This window comes from Streptomyces virginiae (assembly GCF_040638905.1).
GTDB lineage: Bacteria > Actinomycetota > Actinomycetes > Streptomycetales > Streptomycetaceae > Streptomyces > Streptomyces virginiae_B.
Window position 1 is genome coordinate 1 of record NZ_JBEZYV010000003.1, and the last position, 21,045, is coordinate 21,045.

At 70.2% G+C, this 21,045-nt stretch carries 17 protein-coding genes; 4 read left to right on the forward strand and 13 right to left on the reverse strand.

Annotated features, from left to right (window positions below; all coding sequences use genetic code 11):
* Nucleotides 1-505: 505 nt before the first annotated feature.
* The 3 genes from AB0F82_RS05885 to thyX all read right to left on the reverse strand — a co-directional run bounded on the left by AB0F82_RS05885 (nt 506) and on the right by thyX (nt 4,151).
* A complete protein-coding gene (locus AB0F82_RS05885; protein ID WP_362624446.1) occupies nt 506-2,191 on the reverse strand; it encodes a ribonuclease J in 1,686 nt (561 codons plus the stop codon).
* A 119-nt stretch (nt 2,192-2,310) separates the two neighbouring features.
* Nucleotides 2,311-3,210 carry a 4-hydroxy-tetrahydrodipicolinate synthase gene (dapA, locus tag AB0F82_RS05890; RefSeq protein WP_356814327.1) on the reverse strand — a complete coding sequence of 300 codons (900 nt, stop codon included), beginning with the start codon at nt 3,208-3,210 and terminating at the stop codon, nt 2,311-2,313.
* A gap of 200 nt (nt 3,211-3,410) precedes the next feature.
* On the reverse strand, nt 3,411-4,151 hold the full coding sequence (thyX, locus tag AB0F82_RS05895) for an FAD-dependent thymidylate synthase (protein ID WP_362624449.1): 741 nt from the start codon (nt 4,149-4,151) through the stop codon (nt 3,411-3,413).
* Between the two features lie 224 nt (nt 4,152-4,375).
* On the opposite strand from thyX, the gene AB0F82_RS05900 reads away from it, so the two are divergent.
* Nucleotides 4,376-4,615, forward strand: coding sequence for a hypothetical protein (locus tag AB0F82_RS05900; protein WP_030651221.1), 240 nt, complete (start codon nt 4,376-4,378; stop codon nt 4,613-4,615).
* A gap of 48 nt (nt 4,616-4,663) precedes the next feature.
* On the forward strand, nt 4,664-5,233 hold the full coding sequence (locus AB0F82_RS05905) for a hypothetical protein (protein WP_356814330.1): 570 nt from the start codon (nt 4,664-4,666) through the stop codon (nt 5,231-5,233).
* Between the two features lie 56 nt (nt 5,234-5,289).
* Here AB0F82_RS05905 and AB0F82_RS05910 read toward each other — a convergent pair whose 3' ends face one another.
* The 6 genes from AB0F82_RS05910 to eccD form a co-directional block, all read right to left on the reverse strand.
* Nucleotides 5,290-5,742 carry a hypothetical protein gene (locus tag AB0F82_RS05910; RefSeq protein WP_362624451.1) on the reverse strand — a complete coding sequence of 151 codons (453 nt, stop codon included), beginning with the start codon at nt 5,740-5,742 and terminating at the stop codon, nt 5,290-5,292.
* 15 nt (nt 5,743-5,757) lie between these two features.
* Entirely contained in the window at nt 5,758-6,510 is a 753-nt protein-coding gene (dapB, locus tag AB0F82_RS05915; RefSeq protein WP_356814334.1) for a 4-hydroxy-tetrahydrodipicolinate reductase, read from the reverse strand.
* A gap of 69 nt (nt 6,511-6,579) precedes the next feature.
* On the reverse strand, nt 6,580-7,959 hold the full coding sequence (locus AB0F82_RS05920) for a M16 family metallopeptidase (RefSeq protein WP_362624453.1): 1,380 nt from the start codon (nt 7,957-7,959) through the stop codon (nt 6,580-6,582).
* Entirely contained in the window at nt 7,956-10,178 is a 2,223-nt protein-coding gene (locus AB0F82_RS05925; RefSeq protein WP_356814368.1) for a polyribonucleotide nucleotidyltransferase, read from the reverse strand. Before AB0F82_RS05925 ends, AB0F82_RS05920 begins: the two co-directional genes overlap by 4 nt.
* A gap of 307 nt (nt 10,179-10,485) precedes the next feature.
* A complete protein-coding gene (gene rpsO, locus AB0F82_RS05930; protein WP_030011220.1) occupies nt 10,486-10,773 on the reverse strand; it encodes a 30S ribosomal protein S15 in 288 nt (95 codons plus the stop codon).
* 181 nt (nt 10,774-10,954) lie between these two features.
* Nucleotides 10,955-12,460, reverse strand: a complete 1,506-nt coding sequence (gene eccD, locus AB0F82_RS05935) for a type VII secretion integral membrane protein EccD (protein WP_362624455.1) — start codon at nt 12,458-12,460, stop codon at nt 10,955-10,957.
* Nucleotides 12,461-12,656: 196 nt separating this feature from the next.
* Here eccD and eccCa point away from each other — a divergent pair, with 196 nt between their 5' ends.
* Together eccCa and AB0F82_RS05945 are read left to right on the forward strand one after the other, a co-directional pair.
* Entirely contained in the window at nt 12,657-16,613 is a 3,957-nt protein-coding gene (eccCa, locus tag AB0F82_RS05940) for a type VII secretion protein EccCa (protein ID WP_362624457.1), read from the forward strand.
* Between the two features lie 116 nt (nt 16,614-16,729).
* Nucleotides 16,730-16,975 (forward strand): DUF397 domain-containing protein, encoded by a 246-nt coding sequence (locus AB0F82_RS05945; RefSeq protein ID WP_030767305.1) that lies wholly within the window; start codon nt 16,730-16,732, stop codon nt 16,973-16,975.
* Nucleotides 16,976-17,065: 90 nt separating this feature from the next.
* Here the strand turns inward: AB0F82_RS05945 and AB0F82_RS05950 are convergent, their stop codons facing one another.
* The 4 genes from AB0F82_RS05950 to eccB form a co-directional block, all read right to left on the reverse strand.
* Nucleotides 17,066-17,371, reverse strand: a complete 306-nt coding sequence (locus AB0F82_RS05950) for a WXG100 family type VII secretion target (RefSeq protein WP_356814342.1) — start codon at nt 17,369-17,371, stop codon at nt 17,066-17,068.
* Nucleotides 17,372-17,415: 44 nt separating this feature from the next.
* The gene (locus AB0F82_RS05955) at nt 17,416-17,769 is read right to left on the reverse strand and encodes a WXG100 family type VII secretion target (RefSeq protein ID WP_356814344.1); all 354 of its coding nucleotides are present in this window, start codon (nt 17,767-17,769) and stop codon (nt 17,416-17,418) included.
* 214 nt (nt 17,770-17,983) lie between these two features.
* Nucleotides 17,984-19,240, reverse strand: a complete 1,257-nt coding sequence (mycP, locus tag AB0F82_RS05960) for a type VII secretion-associated serine protease mycosin (protein WP_362624460.1) — start codon at nt 19,238-19,240, stop codon at nt 17,984-17,986.
* Between the two features lie 11 nt (nt 19,241-19,251).
* Nucleotides 19,252-20,829: a type VII secretion protein EccB gene (gene eccB, locus AB0F82_RS05965; protein ID WP_362624462.1), complete on the reverse strand. Its 1,578-nt coding sequence runs from the start codon at nt 20,827-20,829 to the stop codon at nt 19,252-19,254.
* Between the last annotated feature and the right edge of the window lie 216 nt (nt 20,830-21,045).

Genomic DNA, 21,045 nt, shown 5'->3' on the forward strand with positions numbered 1-21,045 from the left:
TCAAAGGAACCTCATCCACCGAAGTGGACGGGGTATCAACTTCTGGCGTTGATTTTTGGCACGCTGTTGAGTTCTCAAGGAACGGACGCTTCCTTTGTACTCACCCTCGCGGGCTTTCCTCCGGGCTTTCGTTCTGCTGTCTTGCGTTTCCGACTCTATCAGACTCTTTCGTGTCCGATTTCCTCGGCGCTTTCCAGGTTCCCGCTTTCGCGTTTCCCTTTCCGGCGGCTCCAACCTTACCAGACCATTTCCGCGTCCTGCTTCTCGAAGGTCGCAGTCGGTTCGGAATTGAATTCGGCGGCCGTTGGAAGGCCTTTCCCTTTCGGGCGGATCAGACTTTATCAGGTCTCCCCGGTCTGATTCCCACCCGCCCGCATGACTCGGCCCGGACACACGTGTGTGCCTGGGTGTCTTGCGGGGTGGAGACGTAAACGTACTGGAGCGGGGCCCCCGGATGCAAATCCGGTTGCCCCGCTCCGGTGACGGCGCTACGGCGAGGGCTGGATCAGACCTCGACGACGACCGGGAGGATCATCGGACGCCGGCGGTAGCTGTCCGAGACCCACTTGCCCATCGTGCGGCGGATGAGCTGCTGGATCTGGTGCGGCTCGGCCACGCCGTCGGCCGCCGCGCGGGCGATGGCTTCCTCGATCTTCGTGATGACCGGGCCGAAGGCCCCGTCGTCGATGCCGGAGCCGCGGGCCTGGATGTTCGGGCCGCTGACCACCTTGCCGGTGGTGCTGTCCACCACGACGTAGACCGAGATGATGCCCTCGTCGCCGAGGATCCGGCGGTCCTTCAGCGAGGACTCCGTGACGTCGCCGACCGAGAGGCCGTCCACGTACACGTAGCCAGCCTGCACCTTGCCGGAGATCCGGGCCTTGCCGTCGATCAGGTCGACGACCACGCCGTCCTCGGCGATGACGATCCGGTCCTTCGGGACGCCCGTCAGGGCGCCGAGTTCGGCGTTGGCGCGCAGGTGGCGCCATTCACCGTGGACCGGCATCAGGTTCCGCGGCTTGCAGATGTTGTAGAAGTACAGCAGCTCGCCGGCCGAGGCGTGGCCCGAGACGTGCACCTTGGCGTTGCCCTTGTGCACGACGTTCGCGCCCCAGCGGGTCAGGCCGTTGATCACGCGGTAGACCGCGTTCTCGTTGCCCGGGATCAGGGACGACGCCAGGATCACGGTGTCGCCGGGGACGATCCGGATCTGGTGGTCGCGGTTGGCCATGCGGGACAGGGCCGCCATCGGCTCGCCCTGCGAGCCCGTGCAGACCAGGACGACCTCGTGGGGCGGCAGGTCGTCGAGCGTCTTGACGTCCACGACGAGTCCGGGCGGGACGCGCAGGTAGCCCAGGTCGCGTGCGATGCCCATGTTGCGGACCATCGAGCGGCCGACGAAGGCGACCCGGCGGCCGTACTCGTGGGCGGCGTCGAGGATCTGCTGGATGCGGTGCACGTGGCTGGCGAAGCTGGCCACGATGATCCGGTGGTGGGCGTTGGCGAAGACGTTCCGCAGGACGCCGGAGATCTCGCGCTCCGGCGGGACGAAGCCCGGGACCTCGGCGTTCGTCGAGTCCGACAGCAGGAGGTCGATGCCCTCCTCGCTCAGACGCGCGAAGGCGTGCAGGTCGGTGAGGCGCCTGTCCAGCGGGAGCTGGTCCATCTTGAAGTCACCGGTGGCGACGACCATGCCCGCGCCGGTGCGGATCGCGACGGCCAGCGCGTCGGGGATGGAGTGGTTGACCGCGATGAACTCGCAGTCGAAGGGGCCCAGGTTCTCGCGCTCGCCCTCCTTCACCTCAAGGGTGTAGGGGCGGATGCGGTGCTCCTGGAGCTTGGCCTCGATGAGGGCCAGCGTCAGCTTGGAACCGATCAGCGGGATGTCCGGCTTCTCCCGCAGGAGGTACGGAACGGCGCCGATGTGGTCCTCGTGACCGTGCGTGAGCACGATGCCCTCGACGTCGTCGAGGCGGTCCCGGATGGACGAGAAGTCCGGCAGGATCAGGTCGATGCCCGGCTGCTCCTCTTCGGGGAAGAGGACGCCGCAGTCGACGATCAGGAGGCGGCCGTCGTACTCGAAGACCGTCATGTTGCGGCCGATCTCACCGAGGCCACCCAGGGGGGTGACCCTGAGGCCGCCCTTGGGCAGCTTCGGCGGCGGACCGAGTTCCGGATGCGGATGGCTCAAAAGTGTCTCCTCACCACGCACGCCACGTACCCGGAAGGCACGTGGCGCGCATGTCATTCGTGCACTTGCTGTTGCTCTGTATTTGTTCGGTCATGCTTATTGAGTTGTGAAGTCTGTTGTCAGAGCTGTACCCCGCCCGCAGCAAGATCGATCTTGAGCTGGGCCGTCTCTTCGTCGGTCAGTTCGATCAGCGGGAGCCGGAGCGGGCCGGCGGGCAGGCCCTGCAGGCCCAGTGCGGCCTTGGTGGTCATCACACCCTGCGTGCGGAACATACCGGTGTAGACGGGCAGCAGCTTCTGATGGATCTCGGCGGCCTTCTGGACGTCCCCGGCGAGGTGGGCCTCCAGCATGGCGCGCAGGTCGGGGCTGACCACGTGGCCCACGACGGAGACGAAACCGACGGCGCCGACCGACAGGAGCGGCAGGTTCAGCATGTCGTCGCCGGAGTACCAGGCAAGGCCGCTGCGCGCGATCGCCCAGCCGGCGCGGCCGAGGTCGCCCTTGGCGTCCTTGTTGGCCACGATACGGGGGTGCTCGGCCAGCCGGACCAGGGTTTCGGTCTCGATCGGGACACCGCTGCGGCCGGGGATGTCGTAGAGCATGACCGGCAGCTCGGTGGCGTCGGCGATCGCCGTGAAGTGCCGGTAGAGGCCCTCCTGCGGCGGCTTGCTGTAGTACGGGGTGACGGCGAGCAGGCCGTGGGCGCCGGTGCGCTCGGCCTCGCGGGCCAGTTCGAGGGTGTGCCGGGTGTCGTTGGTACCGATGCCGGCGACCACGTGGGCGCGGTCTCCGACGGCTTCGAGGACGGCTCGTACGAGGTCGTTTTTCTCCGCGTCGGTGGTGGTGGGCGACTCACCGGTGGTGCCGTTGACGATCAGGCCGTCGTTGCCTGCGTCCACCAGGTGGACGGCGAGCTGCTGCGCGCCATCGAGGTCGAGTGCGCCATCCGCCGTAAACGGCGTGATCATGGCGGTGAGGACCCGCCCGAAGGGGGTCTGCGGAGTCGAGATCGGAGCCATGGGTAACACGCTACTCGCTGCCATGCTCGCGGTGTCCCCTCGGGGGACGTCAACGGGGTGTTGGACGCCGGCACTGCCTGCTCGGGGGTTCAAGCAGTGCCGGGTCCGTTTGATCAGCCTAGATGAAGTTTCCGAAACGCCGCAATACGGACACTTCGGACTTGAGTCCGTACATCTGTACGCCGCGGGTGTAACGGGCCTTACGGGGCAACGCGACCGTTGGCGTTGTAGGCCGCGTACGTCAGCGGCATGAGCTTGGCCCAGTGCTGCTCCATCTTCTCGCCGACCATCTCGATCTCCCGCTGCGGGAAGGAGGGGACGGCCGCGAGCTCGTGCTGGGTGCGCAGGCCCAGGAAGTGCATGAGCGAGCGGGCGTTGCAGGTGGCGTACATCGAGGAGAAAAGGCCCACCGGCAGGACCGAACGGGCCACCTCGCGGGCGACGCCCGCGGCGAGCATCTCCTGGTAGGCCTCGTAGGCCTGCACGTAGGAGTCCTCCATGACGCGGCCGGTCAGCTCCTGCTGCGCGCTGGTGCCCTCGACGAAGACGTACTTGCCGGGGCGGCCCTCCTGGACGAGCTTGCGCTCGGTGTCGGGGACGTAGAAGACCGGTTCGAGCTCCCTGTAGCGGCCCGACTCCTCGTTGTACGACCAGCCCACGCGGTGACGCATGAACTCCCGGAAGACGAAGATCGGGGCGCTGATGAAGAAGGTCATCGAGTTGTGCTCGAACGGGCTGCCGTGCCGGTCCCGCATCAGGTAGTTGATCAGGCCCTTGGAACGCTCCGGGTCCTTCTGGAGCTCGTCCAGGGACTGCTCGCCGGCCGTGGAGACGCGGGCCGCCCACAGTACGTCGGAGTCGGCGGCGGAGTGCTTCACCAGCTCCACCGTCACGTCGCTGCGGAAGCTGGGTTTCAGATCTGAAGCGGCGGTCTCGCTCACCGGGGGTCCTTCCAAAATCGCGTCCTGGGGCGCGCCCACTCTACGGCGCGCCTCGCGGGTCCCCGCGCAAGCCGCCCTGCCGCCCGGGCCTCCGCACGGCTGCCGTGCAGCTGACGCACAGCCATGTTTTTTGGGTAATGTCCCGAAATCCGGCACCGATTGAAGGTCCCGTACGTCCTACAGGACAGAACGCACCCGCATCGAGCCCGAGGAGATTCGCTCTCATGTTTCGCCGGCGCGAACCCGTTCCGTTCGCCTTCGTCGCCGAGGCCGACCGTTTCCGCAGCAACGTCACCCCACCGCCGCGCGAACGGCTGGGCAAAGCCCAGTTGGCCGCCCGTAGTCTGGTCGGGCTGACCGTGGTCGCGGGGCTGGCCGGCTCGCTGCTCTTCGGCATACCGGCGCTGCAGCCGAACAAGGCACCGGAGAAGTCGCAGCAGTCGACTGCGTCCGAGGGGCGGTAGCCTCACGGGCACAGCCCAACCGAACGTGCATGTGAGTGAGGTCCAGCCGTGCCCCTGCCCTTCCTGACGGCCGACGGCGTGTCCGATGCGGATGACGTCGGCGACGAGGTCCTGGCCCATGCCGACGACGACCACGACCGCTGGCGGCGGCCCTACCGGCCCGGCCCCTGGCGCGTGGCCATCTCCGCGGTGCTGCTCCTGCTGTCCGCCTTCATGCTCCTGGCCACGATGATCATCGCCTTCGCCGGCGGGGGCTGGGCCGGAGCGGGCGCCTGCCTGGTCGCCGCTCTCGCCGTCCTCGCGTCGGCGCTGCAGATGCTGCGCGTGGGCGTGTGGGTCAGCCGTACGGGTCTGCGCCGGATCGGGTTCTTCGTAACCCGCACAATCCCGTGGAACGAGGTCACCGAGATCCGCACGGTGCAGCAGCCGGTGCGCTGGCTCGGACTGCCGAGGACCGTGCAGGGGCAGGCGCTGACGGTGTCGGCCCGCGGCGTCGAGGAACCGCCGGTGCTGCTGACCGACCACAACGCCGATTTCCTGTCGCGGGCGGAGGCCTTCGACCGGGCCGCCGACACGGTCGAGGCATGGGCCGAGGAGTACCGGCCCGTGCCCGCCTGACACCGCCCCGGGTCCCGGCGTGTGACGGGACGCGCCACGGTGAGCCCGTACAGGTGTCAGACCTGTACGGGCTTCTTGTCGTGGAGGGCGATCGCCCGCTGCATGGCCTTGCGCGCCCGCGGGGTGTCCCGGGCGTCGTGGTAGGCGACGGCGAGCCGGAACCAGCTGCGCCAGTCCCCCGGCGCGTCCTCGGTCTCGGCCTTGCGGCGTGCGAAGACCTCGTCGGCCGAGTCCCGCAGGATCCGGCCGTACTGGTCGCGCTCCAGCTCGTCCACGGGCAGCCCGCCCTCGGCCTCCAGCTCGCCGGCGAGCTGGTTGGCCTTGGTGACGAACTGCGTGTTCTTCCACAGGAACCAGATGCCGATGAGCGGCAGGATCAGCACGGCCACCCCGAAGGTGACGGTGAGCAGGGTTCCCTGCTGGATCAGCAGCAGGCCCCGGCTGCCGACCAGGACGAAGTAGACGACCAGGACGGCGGCCGTGATGAAGTACGTGATCTTCGCGCGCATCGTGAATCAGTCCGGTCAGCCCAGGTCGAGGAAGTTTTCCAGGCCGAAGGTGAGGCCCGGGGTCTGCGTCACGCGGCGCGCGCCGAGCAGGATGCCCGGCATGAAGCTGCTGTGGTGCAGGGAATCGTGACGGATGGTCAGGGTTTCGCCCTCGCCGCCGAGGAGTACCTCCTGGTGCGCGAGCAGGCCGCGCAGGCGGATGGCGTGGACGGGGACGCCGTCGACGTCCGCGCCGCGCGCGCCGTCCAGCGCGGTGGCGGTGGCGTCGGGCTGCGCGCCGAGGCCGGCCTCGGCGCGGGCGGCCGCGATGAGCTGCGCGGTACGGGTCGCGGTGCCGGAGGGGGCGTCGACCTTGTTGGGGTGGTGCAGCTCGACGACCTCGACGGACTCGAAGTAGCGGGCGGCCTGGGCGGCGAACTTCATGGTGAGGACGGCGCCGATGGAGAAGTTCGGCGCGATGAGCACACCGGTCTGCGGAGAGGCGGCGAGCCAGGAGTCCAGCTGGGCGAGGCGGTCCTCGGTCCAGCCGGTGGTGCCGACCACGCCGTGGATGCCGTGGCGGACGAGGAACTCCAGGTTCTCCATCACCGAGGCGGGGGTGGTCAGCTCGACCGCGACCTGGGCGCCGGACTCGGCCAGCGTCTCCAGCTTGTCGCCGCGGCCGAGCGCCGCGACCAGCTCCATGTCCTCGGCGGCCTCGACCGCCTTGACCGCCTCGGAGCCGATGCGGCCCTGGGCGCCGAGGACTGCCACGCGCAGCTTGCTCATAGTCACTTCCTTACCTACGTACGGAATCAAGGGGTGTCTTGTCGATCAGGCGGATCAGGGAGACACCCCCTAGGCGACGACCTCGTCGAGGCGGGCGGCCTGCTTCTCCTTCAACGGGCCGATCACCGCCAGCGAGGGCCGCTGGGCCAGTACATCCTGTGCGACCGAGCGGACGTCGTCCGGGGTGACCGCGGCGATTTGGGCCAGCATGTCGTCGACCGACATCTGGTCGCCCCAGCACAGCTCGCTCTTGCCGATGCGGTTCATGAGCGCGCCGGTGTCCTCCAGTCCGAGGACGGTGGAGCCGGAGAGCTGGCCGACGGCCCGCTTGATCTCGTCGTCGCCGAGCCCGTCGGTGGCGACCTTTTCGAGCTCGTCGCGGCAGATCCGCAGCACGTCGTGGACCTGGTTGGGGCGGCAGCCCGCGTACACGCCGAAGAGGCCGGTGTCGGCGAAGCCTGAGGTGTACGAGTACACGCTGTAGGCGAGCCCGCGCTTCTCCCGGACCTCCTGGAAGAGGCGGGAGGACATGCCGCCGCCCAGAGCGGTGTTCAGCACGCCGAGCGCCCAGCGGCGCTCGTCGGTGCGGGCGAGGCCGGGCATGCCGAGGACCACGTGGGCCTGCTCGGTCTTGCGGCTCACCAGGTCGACGCGGCCGGAGGTGCGGATGCGGCGGGTGCCGGTGCGCGGGCCGATCGGCTCGGCGTCGGTGTGCGTGAGGGCCCCGGCCTTGTCGAAGGCGGCGCGGACCTGCCGTACGACCTTGTTGTGGTCGACGTTGCCGGCCGCGGCGACCACCAGGTGGCGAGGGTCGTAGTGCTTCTTGTAGAAGCGGCGGATCCGGTCGGCGCCGAGGGCGTTGATCGTGTCGACGGTGCCGAGGACGGGGCGGCCCAGCGGGGTGTCCCCGTACATGGTCTGCGCGAACAGGTCGTGGACCATGTCGCCCGGGTCGTCCTCGGTCATCGCGATCTCTTCGAGGATGACGCCGCGCTCGGCGTCGACGTCCTCCTCGCGGATCAGCGAGCCGGTGAGCATGTCGCAGATCACGTCGATGGCGAGCGGCAGGTCGGTGTCGAGCACCCGGGCGTAGTAGCAGGTGTACTCCTTCGCCGTGAAGGCGTTCATCTCGCCGCCGACCGCGTCGATCGCGGAGGAGATGTCCAGGGCGCTGCGCTTGTGCGTGCCCTTGAAGAGGAGGTGCTCCAGGTAGTGCGTGGCGCCGTTCAGCGTGGGCGTCTCGTCGCGGGAGCCGACGTGTGCCCAGATGCCGAAGGTGGCGGAGCGGACCGAGGGCAGCGTCTCGGTGACGACGCGCAGTCCGCCGGGCAGGACGGTGCGGCGGACGGTGCCGATGCCGTTCTGCCCCTTGAGCAGGGTTTGGGTACGGGCGACGGCCCGCCCCTCCGAAGAGGGGCGGGCCGTCACACGGGAACTACGCGACGTCACTTGTCGGAGTCGTCCTTGTCCGCATCGGCGTCGGCGGTCTCGCCCTCGATCACGGGGACCAGGGAGAGCTTGCCGCGCTGGTCGATCTCGGCGATCTCGACCTGCACCTTGGTGCCGACCGCGAGCACGTCCTCGACGTTCTCCACGCGCTTGCCACCGGCGAGCTTGCGGATCTGCGAGATGTGCAGCAGACCGTCCTTGCCGGGCATGAGGGAGACGAAGGCACCGAAGGTGGTGGTCTTGACGACCGTACCCAGGTAGCGCTCGCCGACCTCCGGCATGGTCGGGTTGGCGATCGAGTTGATCGTCGCACGGGCGGCCTCGGCGGCCGGGCCGTCGGAGGCACCGATGTAGATGGTGCCGTCGTCCTCGATCGTGATCTCGGCGCCGGTGTCCTCCTGGATCTGGTTGATCATCTTGCCCTTGGGGCCGATGACCTCACCGATCTTGTCCACCGGGATCTTGACGGTGATGATCCGCGGGGCGAACGGGGACATCGCGTCCGGCGTGTCGATCGCTTCCATCATCACGTCGAGGATGTGGAGGCGGGCGTCGCGGGCCTGCTTGAGGGCGGCGGCCAGGACGGAGGCCGGGATGCCGTCGAGCTTGGTGTCCAGCTGGAGCGCGGTGACGAACTCCTTGGTGCCGGCGACCTTGAAGTCCATGTCGCCGAAGGCGTCCTCAGCACCGAGGATGTCGGTGAGGGCGACGTAGTGGGTCTTGCCGTCGATCTCCTGGGAGATCAGGCCCATGGCGATACCGGCGACGGGGGCCTTGAGGGGCACACCGGCGTTCAGCAGCGACATGGTGGAGGCGCAGACCGAGCCCATGGACGTCGAACCGTTGGAGCCGAGGGCCTCGGACACCTGGCGGATCGCGTAGGGGAACTCCTCGCGGGTCGGCAGGACCGGCACGATCGCGCGCTCGGCGAGCGCGCCGTGGCCGATCTCGCGGCGCTTCGGCGAACCGACGCGGCCGGTCTCGCCGACGGAGTACGGCGGGAAGTTGTAGTTGTGCATGTAGCGCTTGCGGGTCACCGGGGAGAGGGTGTCCAGCTGCTGCTCCATGCGGAGCATGTTGAGGGTGGTGACGCCCAGGATCTGGGTCTCGCCACGCTCGAACAGCGCCGAGCCGTGCACGCGCGGGATGGCCTCGACCTCGGCGGCGAGGGTACGGATGTCCGTGATCCCGCGGCCGTCGATGCGGACCTTGTCCTTGATGACGCGCTCGCGCACCAGGGCCTTGGTCAGGCTGCGGTAGGCGGCGGAGATCTCCTTCTCGCGGCCTTCGAAGGCCGGGAGGAGCTTCTCGGCGGCGATCTCCTTGACGCGGTCCAGCTCGGCCTCGCGGTCCTGCTTGCCCGCGATGGTCAGCGCCTGGGAGAGCTCGCCCTTGACGGCGGCCGCGAGGGCCTCGTACACGTCGTCCTGGTAGTCCAGGAAGACCGGGAACTCGCCCTCGGGCTTGGCGGCCTTGGCGGCCAGGTCGGCCTGCGCCTTGCAGAGGACCTTGATGAACGGCTTCGCGGCGTCGAGGCCGGCGGCCACGACCTCCTCGGTCGGCGCCTCGGCGCCGCCCTTGACGAGGGCGATGGTCTTCTCGGTGGCCTCGGCCTCGACCATCATGATCGCGACGTCGCCGTCTTCGAGGGTGCGACCCGCGACGACCATGTCGAAGACGGCGTCCTCGAGCTCGGTGTGCGTCGGGAAGGCGACCCACTGGCCGCGGATCAGCGCGACGCGGACGCCGCCGATCGGGCCGGAGAAGGGAAGGCCGGCGAGCTGGGTGGACGCGGACGCGGCGTTGATCGCGATGACGTCGTACAGGTGGTCCGGGTTGAGCGCCATGATCGTGGCGACGACCTGGATCTCGTTGCGCAGGCCCTTCTTGAAGGACGGGCGCAGCGGGCGGTCGATCAGGCGGCAGGTGAGGATCGCGTCCTCGGAGGGACGGCCCTCACGGCGGAAGAAGGAGCCGGGGATCTTGCCGGCCGCGTACTGCCGCTCCTCGACGTCCACCGTCAGGGGGAAGAAGTCGAGCTGGTCCTTGGGCTTCTTCGACGCGGTGGTGGCGGACAGCACCATCGTGTCGTCGTCCAGGTAGGCAACGGCGGAGCCGGCGGCCTGGCGGGCCAGACGGCCCGTCTCGAAGCGGATGGTGCGGGTGCCGAAGGAACCGTTGTCAATGACGGCCTCGGCGTAGTGGGTCTCGTTCTCCACTAGCGTTTTCTCCATTTTCGTCGTCTCCGTCCGCCGCCCGTGTGGCGGAGGACGGTTGCGGAGAAGCGCTCCTGGCGTGCTGGCCGGTCTTCGATCGAAGCACCCGGTTCGTTGCCCGTGCGGGGCATTCCGGGTGCCACTACCGAGGACCGGCGGCGTGGGAGGGCGCTCCTCCTCTTCAGTTGTGCACGTCTCGTCGTCGGACGTACACGTGCGTCCGTTCCAGACTACAAAGGGACCGGTCCGTATCGCACGTACAGCAAAGGGAGCGGCCCCCGGATGTGGGAACCGCTCCCTTCACGGCGTCTTACTTGGCGCCGGCCGCACCGCGGCGGATGCCGAGGCGCTCGACCAGCGTACGGAAGCGCTGGATGTCCTTCTTGGCCAGGTACTGCAGCAGGCGGCGACGCTGGCCGACCAGGATCAGCAGACCACGACGGGAGTGGTGGTCGTGCTTGTGGGTCTTGAGGTGCTCGGTCAGGTCCGAGATGCGGCGGGAGAGCATCGCGACCTGGACCTCGGGGGAGCCGGTGTCGCCCTCCTTGGCACCGAACTCGGTGATGATCTGCTTCTTCGTAGCGGCGTCGAGCGGCACGCGTACTCCTCGTTTTGGTCTTCGTTGCCACCGAGTGCCCCAGGTCTGAGTCTCTGGGGAGCTTCCGTTACTCGGGAGGCGGGGTCCGCTGAGCGCAGTCCACAGACCCTTCGAAGGGATCCGGGGGACGCGTACACAAACGGCCGTCACACAGCGTACCAGGCTGCCGCTCCGCCCCGTCTCAGCTGGTGAGAGCGCGGGCCCGGGCGTAGACGTCGAGCACGGCCAGGGTCAGGGGCACCAGGCTGAGCAGGACCGCCGCCTCGGTGAGGTCGAGCAGCCTTCCCCAGAAGGGTGACAGGCCCTTGCGGGGAATGACAAGCGCAATTCCCGCGAGGAGTGCCGCGCCGGCGGCGACCGCGGCGGTGAGCCAGATCGTACGGAGGTCCAAGCCGCTGCGGTCCTGCTCCAGGACGAGGGCTTCGAGCAGGGCCTGCGGCGGGTGCAGGGAGAGGCCCAGGATCAGCAGCGCGACGGCGGCGAGGCCGGCGGCCAGGGCGCACACCACTTGGGAGGTGTAGCGGAAGAGGCGGGCGCGCAGCAGCATGGCGAGGCCGGTGGCCAGGGCCAGGAGGCGGCCCCAGGTGTTGTCGGAGAAGCCGAGGACGGCGGCGGCTCCGACGGCGACCGCGGCGCAGCCGCCGACCAGGCCGAGCAGCATCTCGTGGCCCCGGCGGGCCTGGGCGGCGATCGCCTCGGCGTCGAGCGGGGCGCCCTGCTCGTTCTGGTCGGCGCCGGGCTGGTCACCGTACGGCTCGGTCTCGTAGCGGTCCGGGGTCTCGTAATCCTCGATGGCGCTCTGCGGGGCGGCGTAGCCGATGGGCAGCCGGGCGAAGCGGGCGGAGAGGCCGGGGAGGAAGGCGACGAGGCCGATCGCGACGGGCGCGCAGACGGCTGCGGTGGAGGTCGCGGAGGCTTCGGCGGCGATCGCGGCGAAGGTGGCGAGGGTGCCGGTGGCGGCGACGAAGGTGGCCGCGACGAAGGGGGCGTCGCCGCTGGGGGTGAGCGCGACCAGGGCGACGGAGGCGACCAGGACGCAGACGCAGCCCAGGAGGAACTGGAGCCGGCCGGGGCCGTCGCCGACGGCGGGGCCGACGATCCCGGATCCGGCGATCAGCAGGTGCGGGAGGGCGCCGAGGCCCAGGGCCACGGCGGAGAGGCGGTCCCGGTAGACGCGGGCGCGCACCCCGGCGACGGCGGTGAGCAGGACGCCGACGGCACCGGCGATGATCCCGGGCAGGCCGTGCATGTCGTGGCGGACGGGGTCGGCGTACCAGAGGACGAAGCCCAGCATGACGAGCAGCACCGCGGCGCCGGCCAGCCCGGCGCCGCGCAGCATGTCGTCGCTCCAGCGGTGCCGGTCGCGGACGACGGCGGAGGCGACGGCGTCGGACACGTCGTCGAAGACGGCCGGCGGCAGGGACTCGGCGAAGGGGCGCAGGCTCAGCACCTCGCCGTCGAGGACCTGCTGGGCGGCGAGGGTGCGGGCCCCGTCGAGGACGGTCCCGGAACGGCGTACGAGGTGGAAGCCGGTCGGGGCGCCGACGGGCTGGGTCTGGCCGGTGAGGCGCAGCAGCTCGGGGTAGACGTCGGCGACCGCGATGTCCTCGGGGAGGGCGACGTCGATGCGGCTGTCGGGGGCCACGACGGTGACCCTGCAGAAACCAGTCGTCCCGGCCGTACTCACCTGCGTGACCCCCTTGGTTGGTGTCCGCGCCCGTGCTCGATTCGCGGATGCGCATGCTGCGCGCGACACCCTACCGGGCGTATGAGCGACAGTCGGCAAGTAGGATCACCGTCGCGTGAGGGATACCCCCTTCGCGCCCGGGACTTGGGGGCGCCGGTTGCGACGTCCCGTCCGTTTTCGAGGGATTGATGCTCCGGTGAGCCAGATCGTCGTCAAACGCCCGCCGCGGTCCCTGCCGCCCGAGGTTCCCTCGGAGGAGCTGAGGCTGGAAGCTCCTCCCGAACTGCCGCGCGGGCAGCAGGAGGGCATGCTGATGCAGCTCCTGCCGATGCTCGGCATGGGCTCTTCCGTCGTCTTCTTCTTCATGCCGGGCGCGGCCCCTTTCATGCGCATCATGGGTGTGCTGATGCTGGCGTCGACGGTGGGCATGGTCGTGGCGCAGCTGGTGCGCTTCCGGCGCGGTACGCAGGGGCAAATGGCCGACGTGCGCCGGGACTACCTCAAATACCTCGCCCAGACGCGCCGTCAGGTGCGGCGGACGGCGCGGGCGCAGCGTGACGCACAGCTGTATCTGCACCCGTCCCCCGAGCAGTTGTGGTCGGTGGTGGCGGACGGTTCGCGGCTGTGGGAGCGGCGGGTCGGCGACCCGGACTTCGGTCAGGCCCGGCTGGGGCTGGGCGCGCAGCGGCTGTCGACCCCGCTGGTGGCGCCGGAGACGGCGCCGGTGGACGAGCTGGAGCCGCTGACGGCTGGTGCGATGCAGCGCTTCCTGAAGGTGCACTCCTCGCTGGACGGGCTGCCGATGGCGGTCTCGATGCGGGCCTTCTACCACGTGGCGGTTTCCGGGGAGCCGGAGTCGGCCCGCGGCGCGGCGCGGGCGCTGGTCGCGCAGCTGGCGACGCTGCACTCCCCCGAGGACCTGATGGTCGCGGTGGTGGCCTCACCGGGTGCGGTGCCCTCGTGGGACTGGACGAAGTGGCTGCCGCACACGCAACTGCCGGGGCAGGTCGACGGGGCCGGTACGAAGCGGCTGTTCGGCGACGACCTCGCCGAGCTGGAGGGGATGCTGGCGTCCCGGCTGGAGGGGCGTCCGCGGTTCAGCCGCGACGTGTCGCCGGTGCTGGACCAGCCGCACCTGGTGGTCGTGCTGGACGGCGGCATGGTGCCCCCGGACTCGGTGTTCGCGGCGGCCGAGGGCCTGCAGGGCGTCACCATCATCGAGGTGGTCGCGGGCGAGCTGGACGAGCCGCGCGGCGGTCTGTCGGTCGTGGTGCGGCCGGGCCGGCTGCGGCTGGAGTCGGGCGGCGGGGTCGCGTACGAGGGTGTGCCGGACACCCTGTCGCTGCCCGCGGCGGAGGCCCTCGCCCGGCAGCTGGCGCCGCTGCGCACGGGCGGCGGGGACGACGACGAGCCGCTGCTGGCGAACCTGGACTTCACGGACCTGCTGAACCTGGGCGACGCGGCCGCGGTCGACGTGGCGCGTACCTGGCGGCCGCGGTCCGCCGGTGAGCGGCTGCGCGTGCCGATCGGCGTCGGCGAGGACGGGGCGCCGGTCATGCTGGACCTCAAGGAGGCCGCGCAGGAGGGCATGGGCCCGCACGGCCTGTGCGTGGGTGCGACCGGTTCCGGCAAGTCGGAGCTGCTGCGCACACTGGTGCTGGGTCTGGCGGTCACGCACACCTCGGAGACGCTGAACTTCGTGCTCGCCGACTTCAAGGGCGGTGCGACCTTCACGGGCATGGGCCAGATGCCGCACGTCGCGGCCGTCATCACCAACCTCGCGGACGACCTCACGCTCGTGGACCGCATGGGCGACTCCATCCGCGGCGAGCTGCAACGCCGCCAGGAGCTGCTGCGTTCGGCGGGCAACTACGCGAACATCCACGACTACGAGAAGGCCCGTGCGGCCGGCGCCCCGCTGGAGCCGCTGGCGTCGCTGGTGCTGGTGATCGACGAGTTCAGCGAGCTGCTGACGGCGAAGCCCGACTTCATCGACATGTTCATCCAGATCGGCCGCATCGGCCGTTCGCTGGGCGTGCACCTGCTGCTGGCCTCGCAGCGGCTGGAGGAGGGCAAGCTGCGCGGGCTGGACACGTACCTGTCCTACCGGATCGGTCTGCGGACCTTCTCGGCGGCGGAGTCGCGGACGGCGATCGGTGTGCCGGACGCCTACCACCTGCCGTCGGTGCCCGGTTCGGGCTACCTGAAGTTCGGTACGGACGAGATGGTGCGCTTCAAGGCGGCGTACGTGTCGGGCACCTACCGTTCGGGCGGGCCGGACCTCTCAGTGGGGCAGTTCCCGGTGGAGCGGCGTCCCGCGCTGTTCACGGCGGCGCCGGTGCCGGTGGTGTACGCGGCCCCGGACCCGGCGTACCTGGCCGCGCGCTCGTCGCGGGAGGACGACGCGCTCGCGGACACCGTGCTGGACGTGATCGTGAGCCGGCTGGAGGGCCAGGGCGTGCCGGCGCACCAGGTGTGGCTGCCGCCGCTCGACCAGGCCCCGCCGCTGGACCAGCTGCTTCCGGCGCTGGCGCCGAGCGCCGAGCGCGGGCTGCACGCGGACGGCTACACGCGTCCGGGCGGGCTGGTCGTGCCGCTCGGTCTCATCGACAAGCCGTTCGAGCAGCGGCGCGAGGTGCTGTACCGCGACTTCTCGGGCGCGGCGGGCCACATGATGGTGGTGGGCGGTCCGCAGTCGGGCAAGTCGACGCTGATGCGGACGCTGATCTCCTCCTTCGCGCTCACGCACACCCCGCGCGAGGTGCAGTTCTACGGGCTGGACTTCGGCGGTGGCAGCCTGTCGGCGGTCTCGGACCTGCCGCACGTGGGCGGTATCGCCTCGCGTCTGGACCCGGAGCGGGTGCGGCGCACGGTCGCGGAGGTCGGCGGGATCCTCAACCGCCGCGAGGAGTTCTTCCGCGCGAACAACATCGACTCGATCGGTACCTACCGGCGCCGGCGGGCGGCGGGCGACCTGCCGCACGAGCCGTGGGGCGACGTGTTCCTGGTCGTCGACGGCTGGGGCAACTTCCGCGGTGAGTACGAGGTCCTGGAGCAGGTCGTCACGGACATCGCCGCGCGGGGTCTGGGCTACGGCATCCACGTGGTGATCACCGCGGGCCGGTACATGGAGGTCCGGGCGGCGCTGAAGGACCAGATGCTCAGCCGGCTGGAGCTGCGGCTGGGCGACACCATGGACTCGGAATTCGACCGGAAGGTCGCGGCGAACGTCCCCACGGGGATGCCGGGCCGCGGCCAGGTCGCGGAGAAGCTGCACTTCCTGGGCGCGCTGCCGCGGATCGACGGCTCGCACGAGGCCGATGACCTGTCGGAGGCCACGGCGTCCTTCGTGGAGGCGGTCCGGCAGAACTGGTCGGGGCCCGCGGCTCCGGGCGTGCGGCTGCTGCCGCGGCTGCTCCACTCCGACCAGCTGCCCAAGGGCGGGGAGTTCCCCCAGCGCGGGATCGCGATCGGCATCGACGAGACCGATCTGGAGCCGGTGTTCGTCGACTTCGAGAGCGACCCCTTCCTGCTGGTCTTCGGCGAGAGCGAGTCGGGCAAGACGAACCTGCTGCGGCTGATCGCCAAGCAGATCGCGGAGCGGTACACGCCGGACCAGGCGCGTCTGGTCGTCGGCGACTACCGGCGGACCCTGCTCGGGGCGCTGCCGGAGGAGCACCTGCTGGAGTACGCGCCGATGGCGAGCTCCCTGCAGATGCACATGGAGGCGCTGGGCGGGGTGTTCTCGCGCAGGCAGCCTCCCGCGGACGTCACTCCGCAGCAGCTGCGCGACCGCAGCTGGTGGACGGGCCCGGACGTGTTCATCATCATCGACGACTTCGACCTGGTGGCGACGAGCCAGGGCAATCCGCTGGCGCCGCTGGTGGAGTACCTGCCCTTCGCCCGCGACACGGGCGTCCGCTTCATCATCGCGCGCAGCTCGGCGGGTGCCTCCCGCTCGATGTACGAGTCGTTCATGCAGCGGATCAAGGAGCTGGGCGCGCAGGGTGTCGTGCTGTCCGGGGATCCGGCGGAGGGCGATCTGGTGGGCACCGTCCGGCCGCGTCCGATGCCGCCGGGCCGGGGTTACTTCGTCACGCGGCGGCGGGGCACGTCGCTGGTCCAGCTCGGCCGGATGCCGGGCGGCGTGTGAGCCGGTGCCGGGGATCACGGACCTGGCCTCGGGCATCGGCCGGAAAACCGTCCCACGTGGCGGCGCAGCCCCGATAATCGGCGGGGAAGACCGCACCACCGAGGGAAAGGCCGCTCATGGGCACCCAGCAGGAGAAGGACGAGCTGTACGCGCTCGACATCAGCGGTGTGGAGTGGGAAGGGCCGCCGGGGACCAGCCCGGACGAGGAGCGGGTGGAGATCGCGCGGCTCCCCGACGGGGCGGTGGCGATGCGGTCCTCGCTGGACCGGGAGACGGTGCTGCGCTACACGGCCGCCGAGTGGGAGGCCTTCGTACTCGGTGCCAGGGACGGTGAGTTCGACTTGGACCGCCACCAGCCCTGAGGGGCGGCAGGAGACGCGGAAGGGGCGCGCCCGGTACGGGTGCGCCCCTTCCGCGTTTCGGGACCCGGGGGACCCGGGTCCCCGCCGGGCTCAGTAGGCCTCGGTGAAGAGGGTCGAGGCCCGCTTGTCGGTGGCGCGGTAGTCGTCCTTGCCGCGCTCGATGAGCTTGGCGACCTTCTCCAGCTCCGCGTGCATGGTGTCGGCCTTGGCCTTGTACTTCTTCTGGAGGTTGACGTACTCCTGGTGCGCCTCACCGTCCCAGGTGTCCGTGACGACCTTCACGGCCTGCTCCATCTGGTCCAGGTCCTTGAGGATGTTCCCGGAGACGACCCGGATGCGGTCCGCCATCTGCTGAACGGTCTCGTACCGGACCCGGGTCCCGTCGTTCGCCGTCATGTTCTTCTCCTTCTCGCTGCGGCCGAAGTGGAAAGGGGCGTCGATCAGACGCCGTCGAGCGCGGAACGGGGGCCGGGAGCCGGGGCCGACGTCGCCTGGACGGCCTGGTTGAACGCGGCGAGCACCTCGTCGTCCTGGGCGTTGGTGAGGTTCTTCGTCTGCGCCACGGCGTTGTGCAGGACGCCGAGCAGCCGGCGGATCTCGTCGTGGCTGTCGTTGAGCGTCGTCTGCGCCTTGACGAAGCCCGAGGCGCCGACACCGGTCCAGCCGGCGCTCACGGTGGCGATGATGTCGGCAAGCTCGCGGGCCTGCCGGGAGACGGCGGCTCCCGTCTCCTGGATCCTGTTCTTCGCCTTGACGACCGGATCGTCCGCAAGTCCGAAGGTGTTCGTGCTCATCGAAGCTCCTCACTTCTCAATTCGCCGGCAGAACCGACGGATTGCGCAGCGGGGCGGGCGTACCTGGCGCGGATGTTGTGCCACGCGCTCCGGGCCGTCCCCCTCCGCTTCACGCGATCCCCCGATCACACTCGTGAAGCCTGGTGTCACTCTAGTCAGTTCGTGAAGCAGTCCCAACACCGGTGGGCCGCTTCCTTAGACGAACTGTGACTGTTCACTGCAAACGACGTCGGCGGCTCCGGGCATCACGGACGACCGTGGCCGTTCCCGCGATGACGGCGATCAGGACGGCGCCGATGCCCAGAGCGTACGTGCCGTAGCGCTCCTGCCGTTCCTGGGCCGTCTCGGTGAGCGCGAGGGGCGCGGCCTGCGGTGCCGTCGCCGGGGGCGGACCCGGGTCCGGGACGGGGGCCCTGGGGGCCTCCTGGTCCTGGCTGATGGCGCGGACCGGGTCGACGACGCCCCAACCGACGTAGTCGTCACGGCCGTTGACGGCGCGCTCGGCCGTGTTCTGGATCTGCCAGACGATCTGCTGCGCGGACCAGTCCCCGTGCTCGGCGCGCAGCAGGGCCGCGAGCCCGGCGACGTAGGGCGCGGAGAAGCTGGTGCCGTTGTCGATGCACTGGCCGAAGCCCGGGACGGTGGAGACCATGTCCACGCCGGGCGCCGCCACTGCGATGAAGTCGCCCGGCTGGGAGAAGACGGCGCGCTCGTTGTTGCGGTCGGAGGCGCCGACGGCCAGGACGCCGGGGAAGGCGGCCGGATAGGTCTTGCGCTTCTGGCCGCTCATGCCGTCGTTGCCCGCCGAGGCCACGACCACGATGTTGGCGGCGACGGCCTTCTGGACGGACTTGCCGAGCTCGGAGTCCGCGGACAGCTGGACGTCGGTGTCCTGCGAGATGTTGATGACCTGGGCGCCCTTGGCCACCGCGTGGTCGATCGCCTGGCTCAGGGTGAGGGCGTTGCCCTTGCCCTGCCCGTCGTTCTGCCGGATGGGGATGACGGTGGCGTCAGGGGCCAGGCCGACGAAGCCGGTGCCCTCCTGGGGGCGGGCCGCGATCAGCCCGGCGACCTTGGTGCCGTGCCCGACGGTGTCGGTCGTGCCGTCGCCGCCCTTGGGGTCGACGAAGTCCTTGCCCGCGCCGACGTCGAGGGCGCCGCTGAGCTGGGGGTTCGTCCGGTCCACACCGGTGTCGATGACGGCGACCCGGACGCTCGCGCCGTTCTTGTCCTTGCCCTTGGTCTGCGCCCACAGCTCGTCGAGCAGGAGGCGCTGGAGGGCCCAGGGGCGGTCCGCGATCTGCTTCTTCATGGGGAAGGTGCACTCCCCCGCCCCGTCGAGGCGCAGGGCGTACGGGGCGTGCGGCGCGGCGGCGGCAGCGGAGCCCGTACCGGCCGCGCCCGCGGCGGTCAGCGTGAGGGCGAAGGCGGCGGCCAGGAGTGCGCGCCGGGGTTCGCGGTAGGGGGACATCGGCGGCCTCCTCACGAACCCTGGGGCTGACGCGCGGAGTTGGTGTCCAGCCGGGGGCCCTTGGAGAGGAACTCCGACCACGCGATGGGCACCATGGCCGGGGCGACGCCGCCGTAGCCGAGCCTGACCTGCGCCTGGCTGGCCTCGGGCCGGCCGTCCCCACCCGTCTTGGACTGGTCGGGGGCGCCGATCTTGGACTGCTCGCTGTCGCTGTCGCCGTTGGCCTGGACCGCGTAGCGCAGGCCGGTGTCGGTGACCAGGAAGAGGGAACCGCCGGCCGTGGTCTGCTTGCCCTGCACCTGGGTGTAGAGCAGGCCGGAGCCCGGGGTGACGTACGCGCTCGTGCCGCTGGCGGTGATGTCGACGGGGTAGCCGGTGCCGGCCCACGTGCTCAGCGTCTGGTTGCCCTGGCCGTCGACCGAGCGCAGGACGTTGCAGACGGTGTCGCGGTTGTGGGAGCCGCTCGCCCCGGTGCCGGCGGGCGGAGTCGTCTGGTTGATCCGCTCGGTCTTCTTCTGCGGCCACTTGACCTCGCCGGCGAACGGGGTGGCGTCCGGGTCGAGCGACTGGAGGTCGACCTCGCGGGCCTTGCCGTGCATGTTGAGGCCGTCGGTCGCGGGCGCCGAGATCAGAAGCCAGGCGACGAAGTCGGAGACCGGCGCCACCTTGCCGGGGAGGACCACGTAGTGCTGCGTGCCGGAGCCGGTCTGGGCCTTGAGCACCATGCCGACCTTGTTGTCGGCGGTGGACAGGCCCTTGACGTCGGCGTTGGCGCCGGCCTTGCCGGGGATCGCCGGGAAGGACAGGTCGTCGCCGGAGTTGAGGGTTCCGAGCCATTGCGGGCCGACCTGCTGCGCAGTGGCCCCGGTGCCGACCAGGGCGTTGGTCATCGTTCCGGCGGCCGGGGTGCCCTCGGGGAACTTGTACTTGGTGCCGGTCGCGTCGACCAGATAGCGCTCCTTGCCCGGCCCGGTGCTCTCCACGTAGAGCGCCTGGGTGTCGGTGAGCCTGCGGGCGTCGTCCGTCACGGACGCCTCGCGGTCCGCGAGGACGAAGGTGGCGCTCTGCACGCCGCGGCCGTTGCCGCCCGGCTGCTGGCAGACCGCCCAGCGCTTGGCCTTGGCCGCCTCGGCCTTGGAGGGGAGCCGGTCGGGGGCGTACGGGATGCCGATGATGGGGCCGCGCGGCGGCTTGCCCGCGTCGAGGACCTTGTCCTCGACCTGTACGACCTTGAACTTCTGCGGATCCAGGAGGAGTCGGGCGGAGGCGAGGTTCAACACCGGGTGCAGGCGCGTCTGGTCCTTGCCGCCCACCTTCGTCGTCAGGACCACGTAGCGGGTCGTCGACTCCTTGCCGACGATGACCTTCGTACCGGGCTCGTCCCAGCCCTTGGGGGCGGTGGGCTTGAACATGCCCCAGGCACCGAACCCGGCGAGCACGAGGGCTCCCACGACCACCCCCGGGAGGACCGCGCGCAGCGGGCGGGGCGCGCCCTCTTCGGTACCCGTGGCGGAGGGCTGGAGGAACGCGGCCACCGTCCGCCGCTTCGCAAAGGTGTACGCGTTGAGCTCATCACGTCGTGATGCCATGACCGTCTGCTTCTCCCCGCACGGCCCGGCCGGTGAGTACGGTCCCCGGGCCTCGATTGTCGGACCGGGCACCTACTATGCCTCTTGACGAACGGTATGCAGGGGCCGGGTAGGGTGAGGCAGCCGCTCAGGGCCTTCCACACCGGGGTAATCAGGGCTTGTTGGGGTGGATTGGGGAGATTCCGGGGTCCCGCGACGGGTGTCGCGCAGCGCCGG

Excerpts from the sequence above, each read along its gene's own strand:
- AB0F82_RS05955 (WP_356814344.1), bottom strand. The coding sequence starts at position 17,769 with ATGAGCACGAACACCTTCGGACTTGCGGACGATCCGGTCGTCAAGGCG.
- dapA (WP_356814327.1), bottom strand. The coding sequence starts at position 3,210 with ATGGCTCCGATCTCGACTCCGCAGACCCCCTTCGGGCGGGTCCTCACC.
- mycP (WP_362624460.1), bottom strand. The coding sequence starts at position 19,240 with ATGTCCCCCTACCGCGAACCCCGGCGCGCACTCCTGGCCGCCGCCTTC.
- AB0F82_RS05900 (WP_030651221.1), top strand. The coding sequence starts at position 4,376 with ATGTTTCGCCGGCGCGAACCCGTTCCGTTCGCCTTCGTCGCCGAGGCC.
- AB0F82_RS05910 (WP_362624451.1), bottom strand. The coding sequence starts at position 5,742 with ATGCGCGCGAAGATCACGTACTTCATCACGGCCGCCGTCCTGGTCGTC.
- dapB (WP_356814334.1), bottom strand. The coding sequence starts at position 6,510 with ATGAGCAAGCTGCGCGTGGCAGTCCTCGGCGCCCAGGGCCGCATCGGC.
- eccB (WP_362624462.1), bottom strand. The coding sequence starts at position 20,829 with ATGGCATCACGACGTGATGAGCTCAACGCGTACACCTTTGCGAAGCGG.
- AB0F82_RS05950 (WP_356814342.1), bottom strand. The coding sequence starts at position 17,371 with ATGACGGCGAACGACGGGACCCGGGTCCGGTACGAGACCGTTCAGCAG.
- AB0F82_RS05945 (WP_030767305.1), top strand. The coding sequence starts at position 16,730 with ATGGGCACCCAGCAGGAGAAGGACGAGCTGTACGCGCTCGACATCAGC.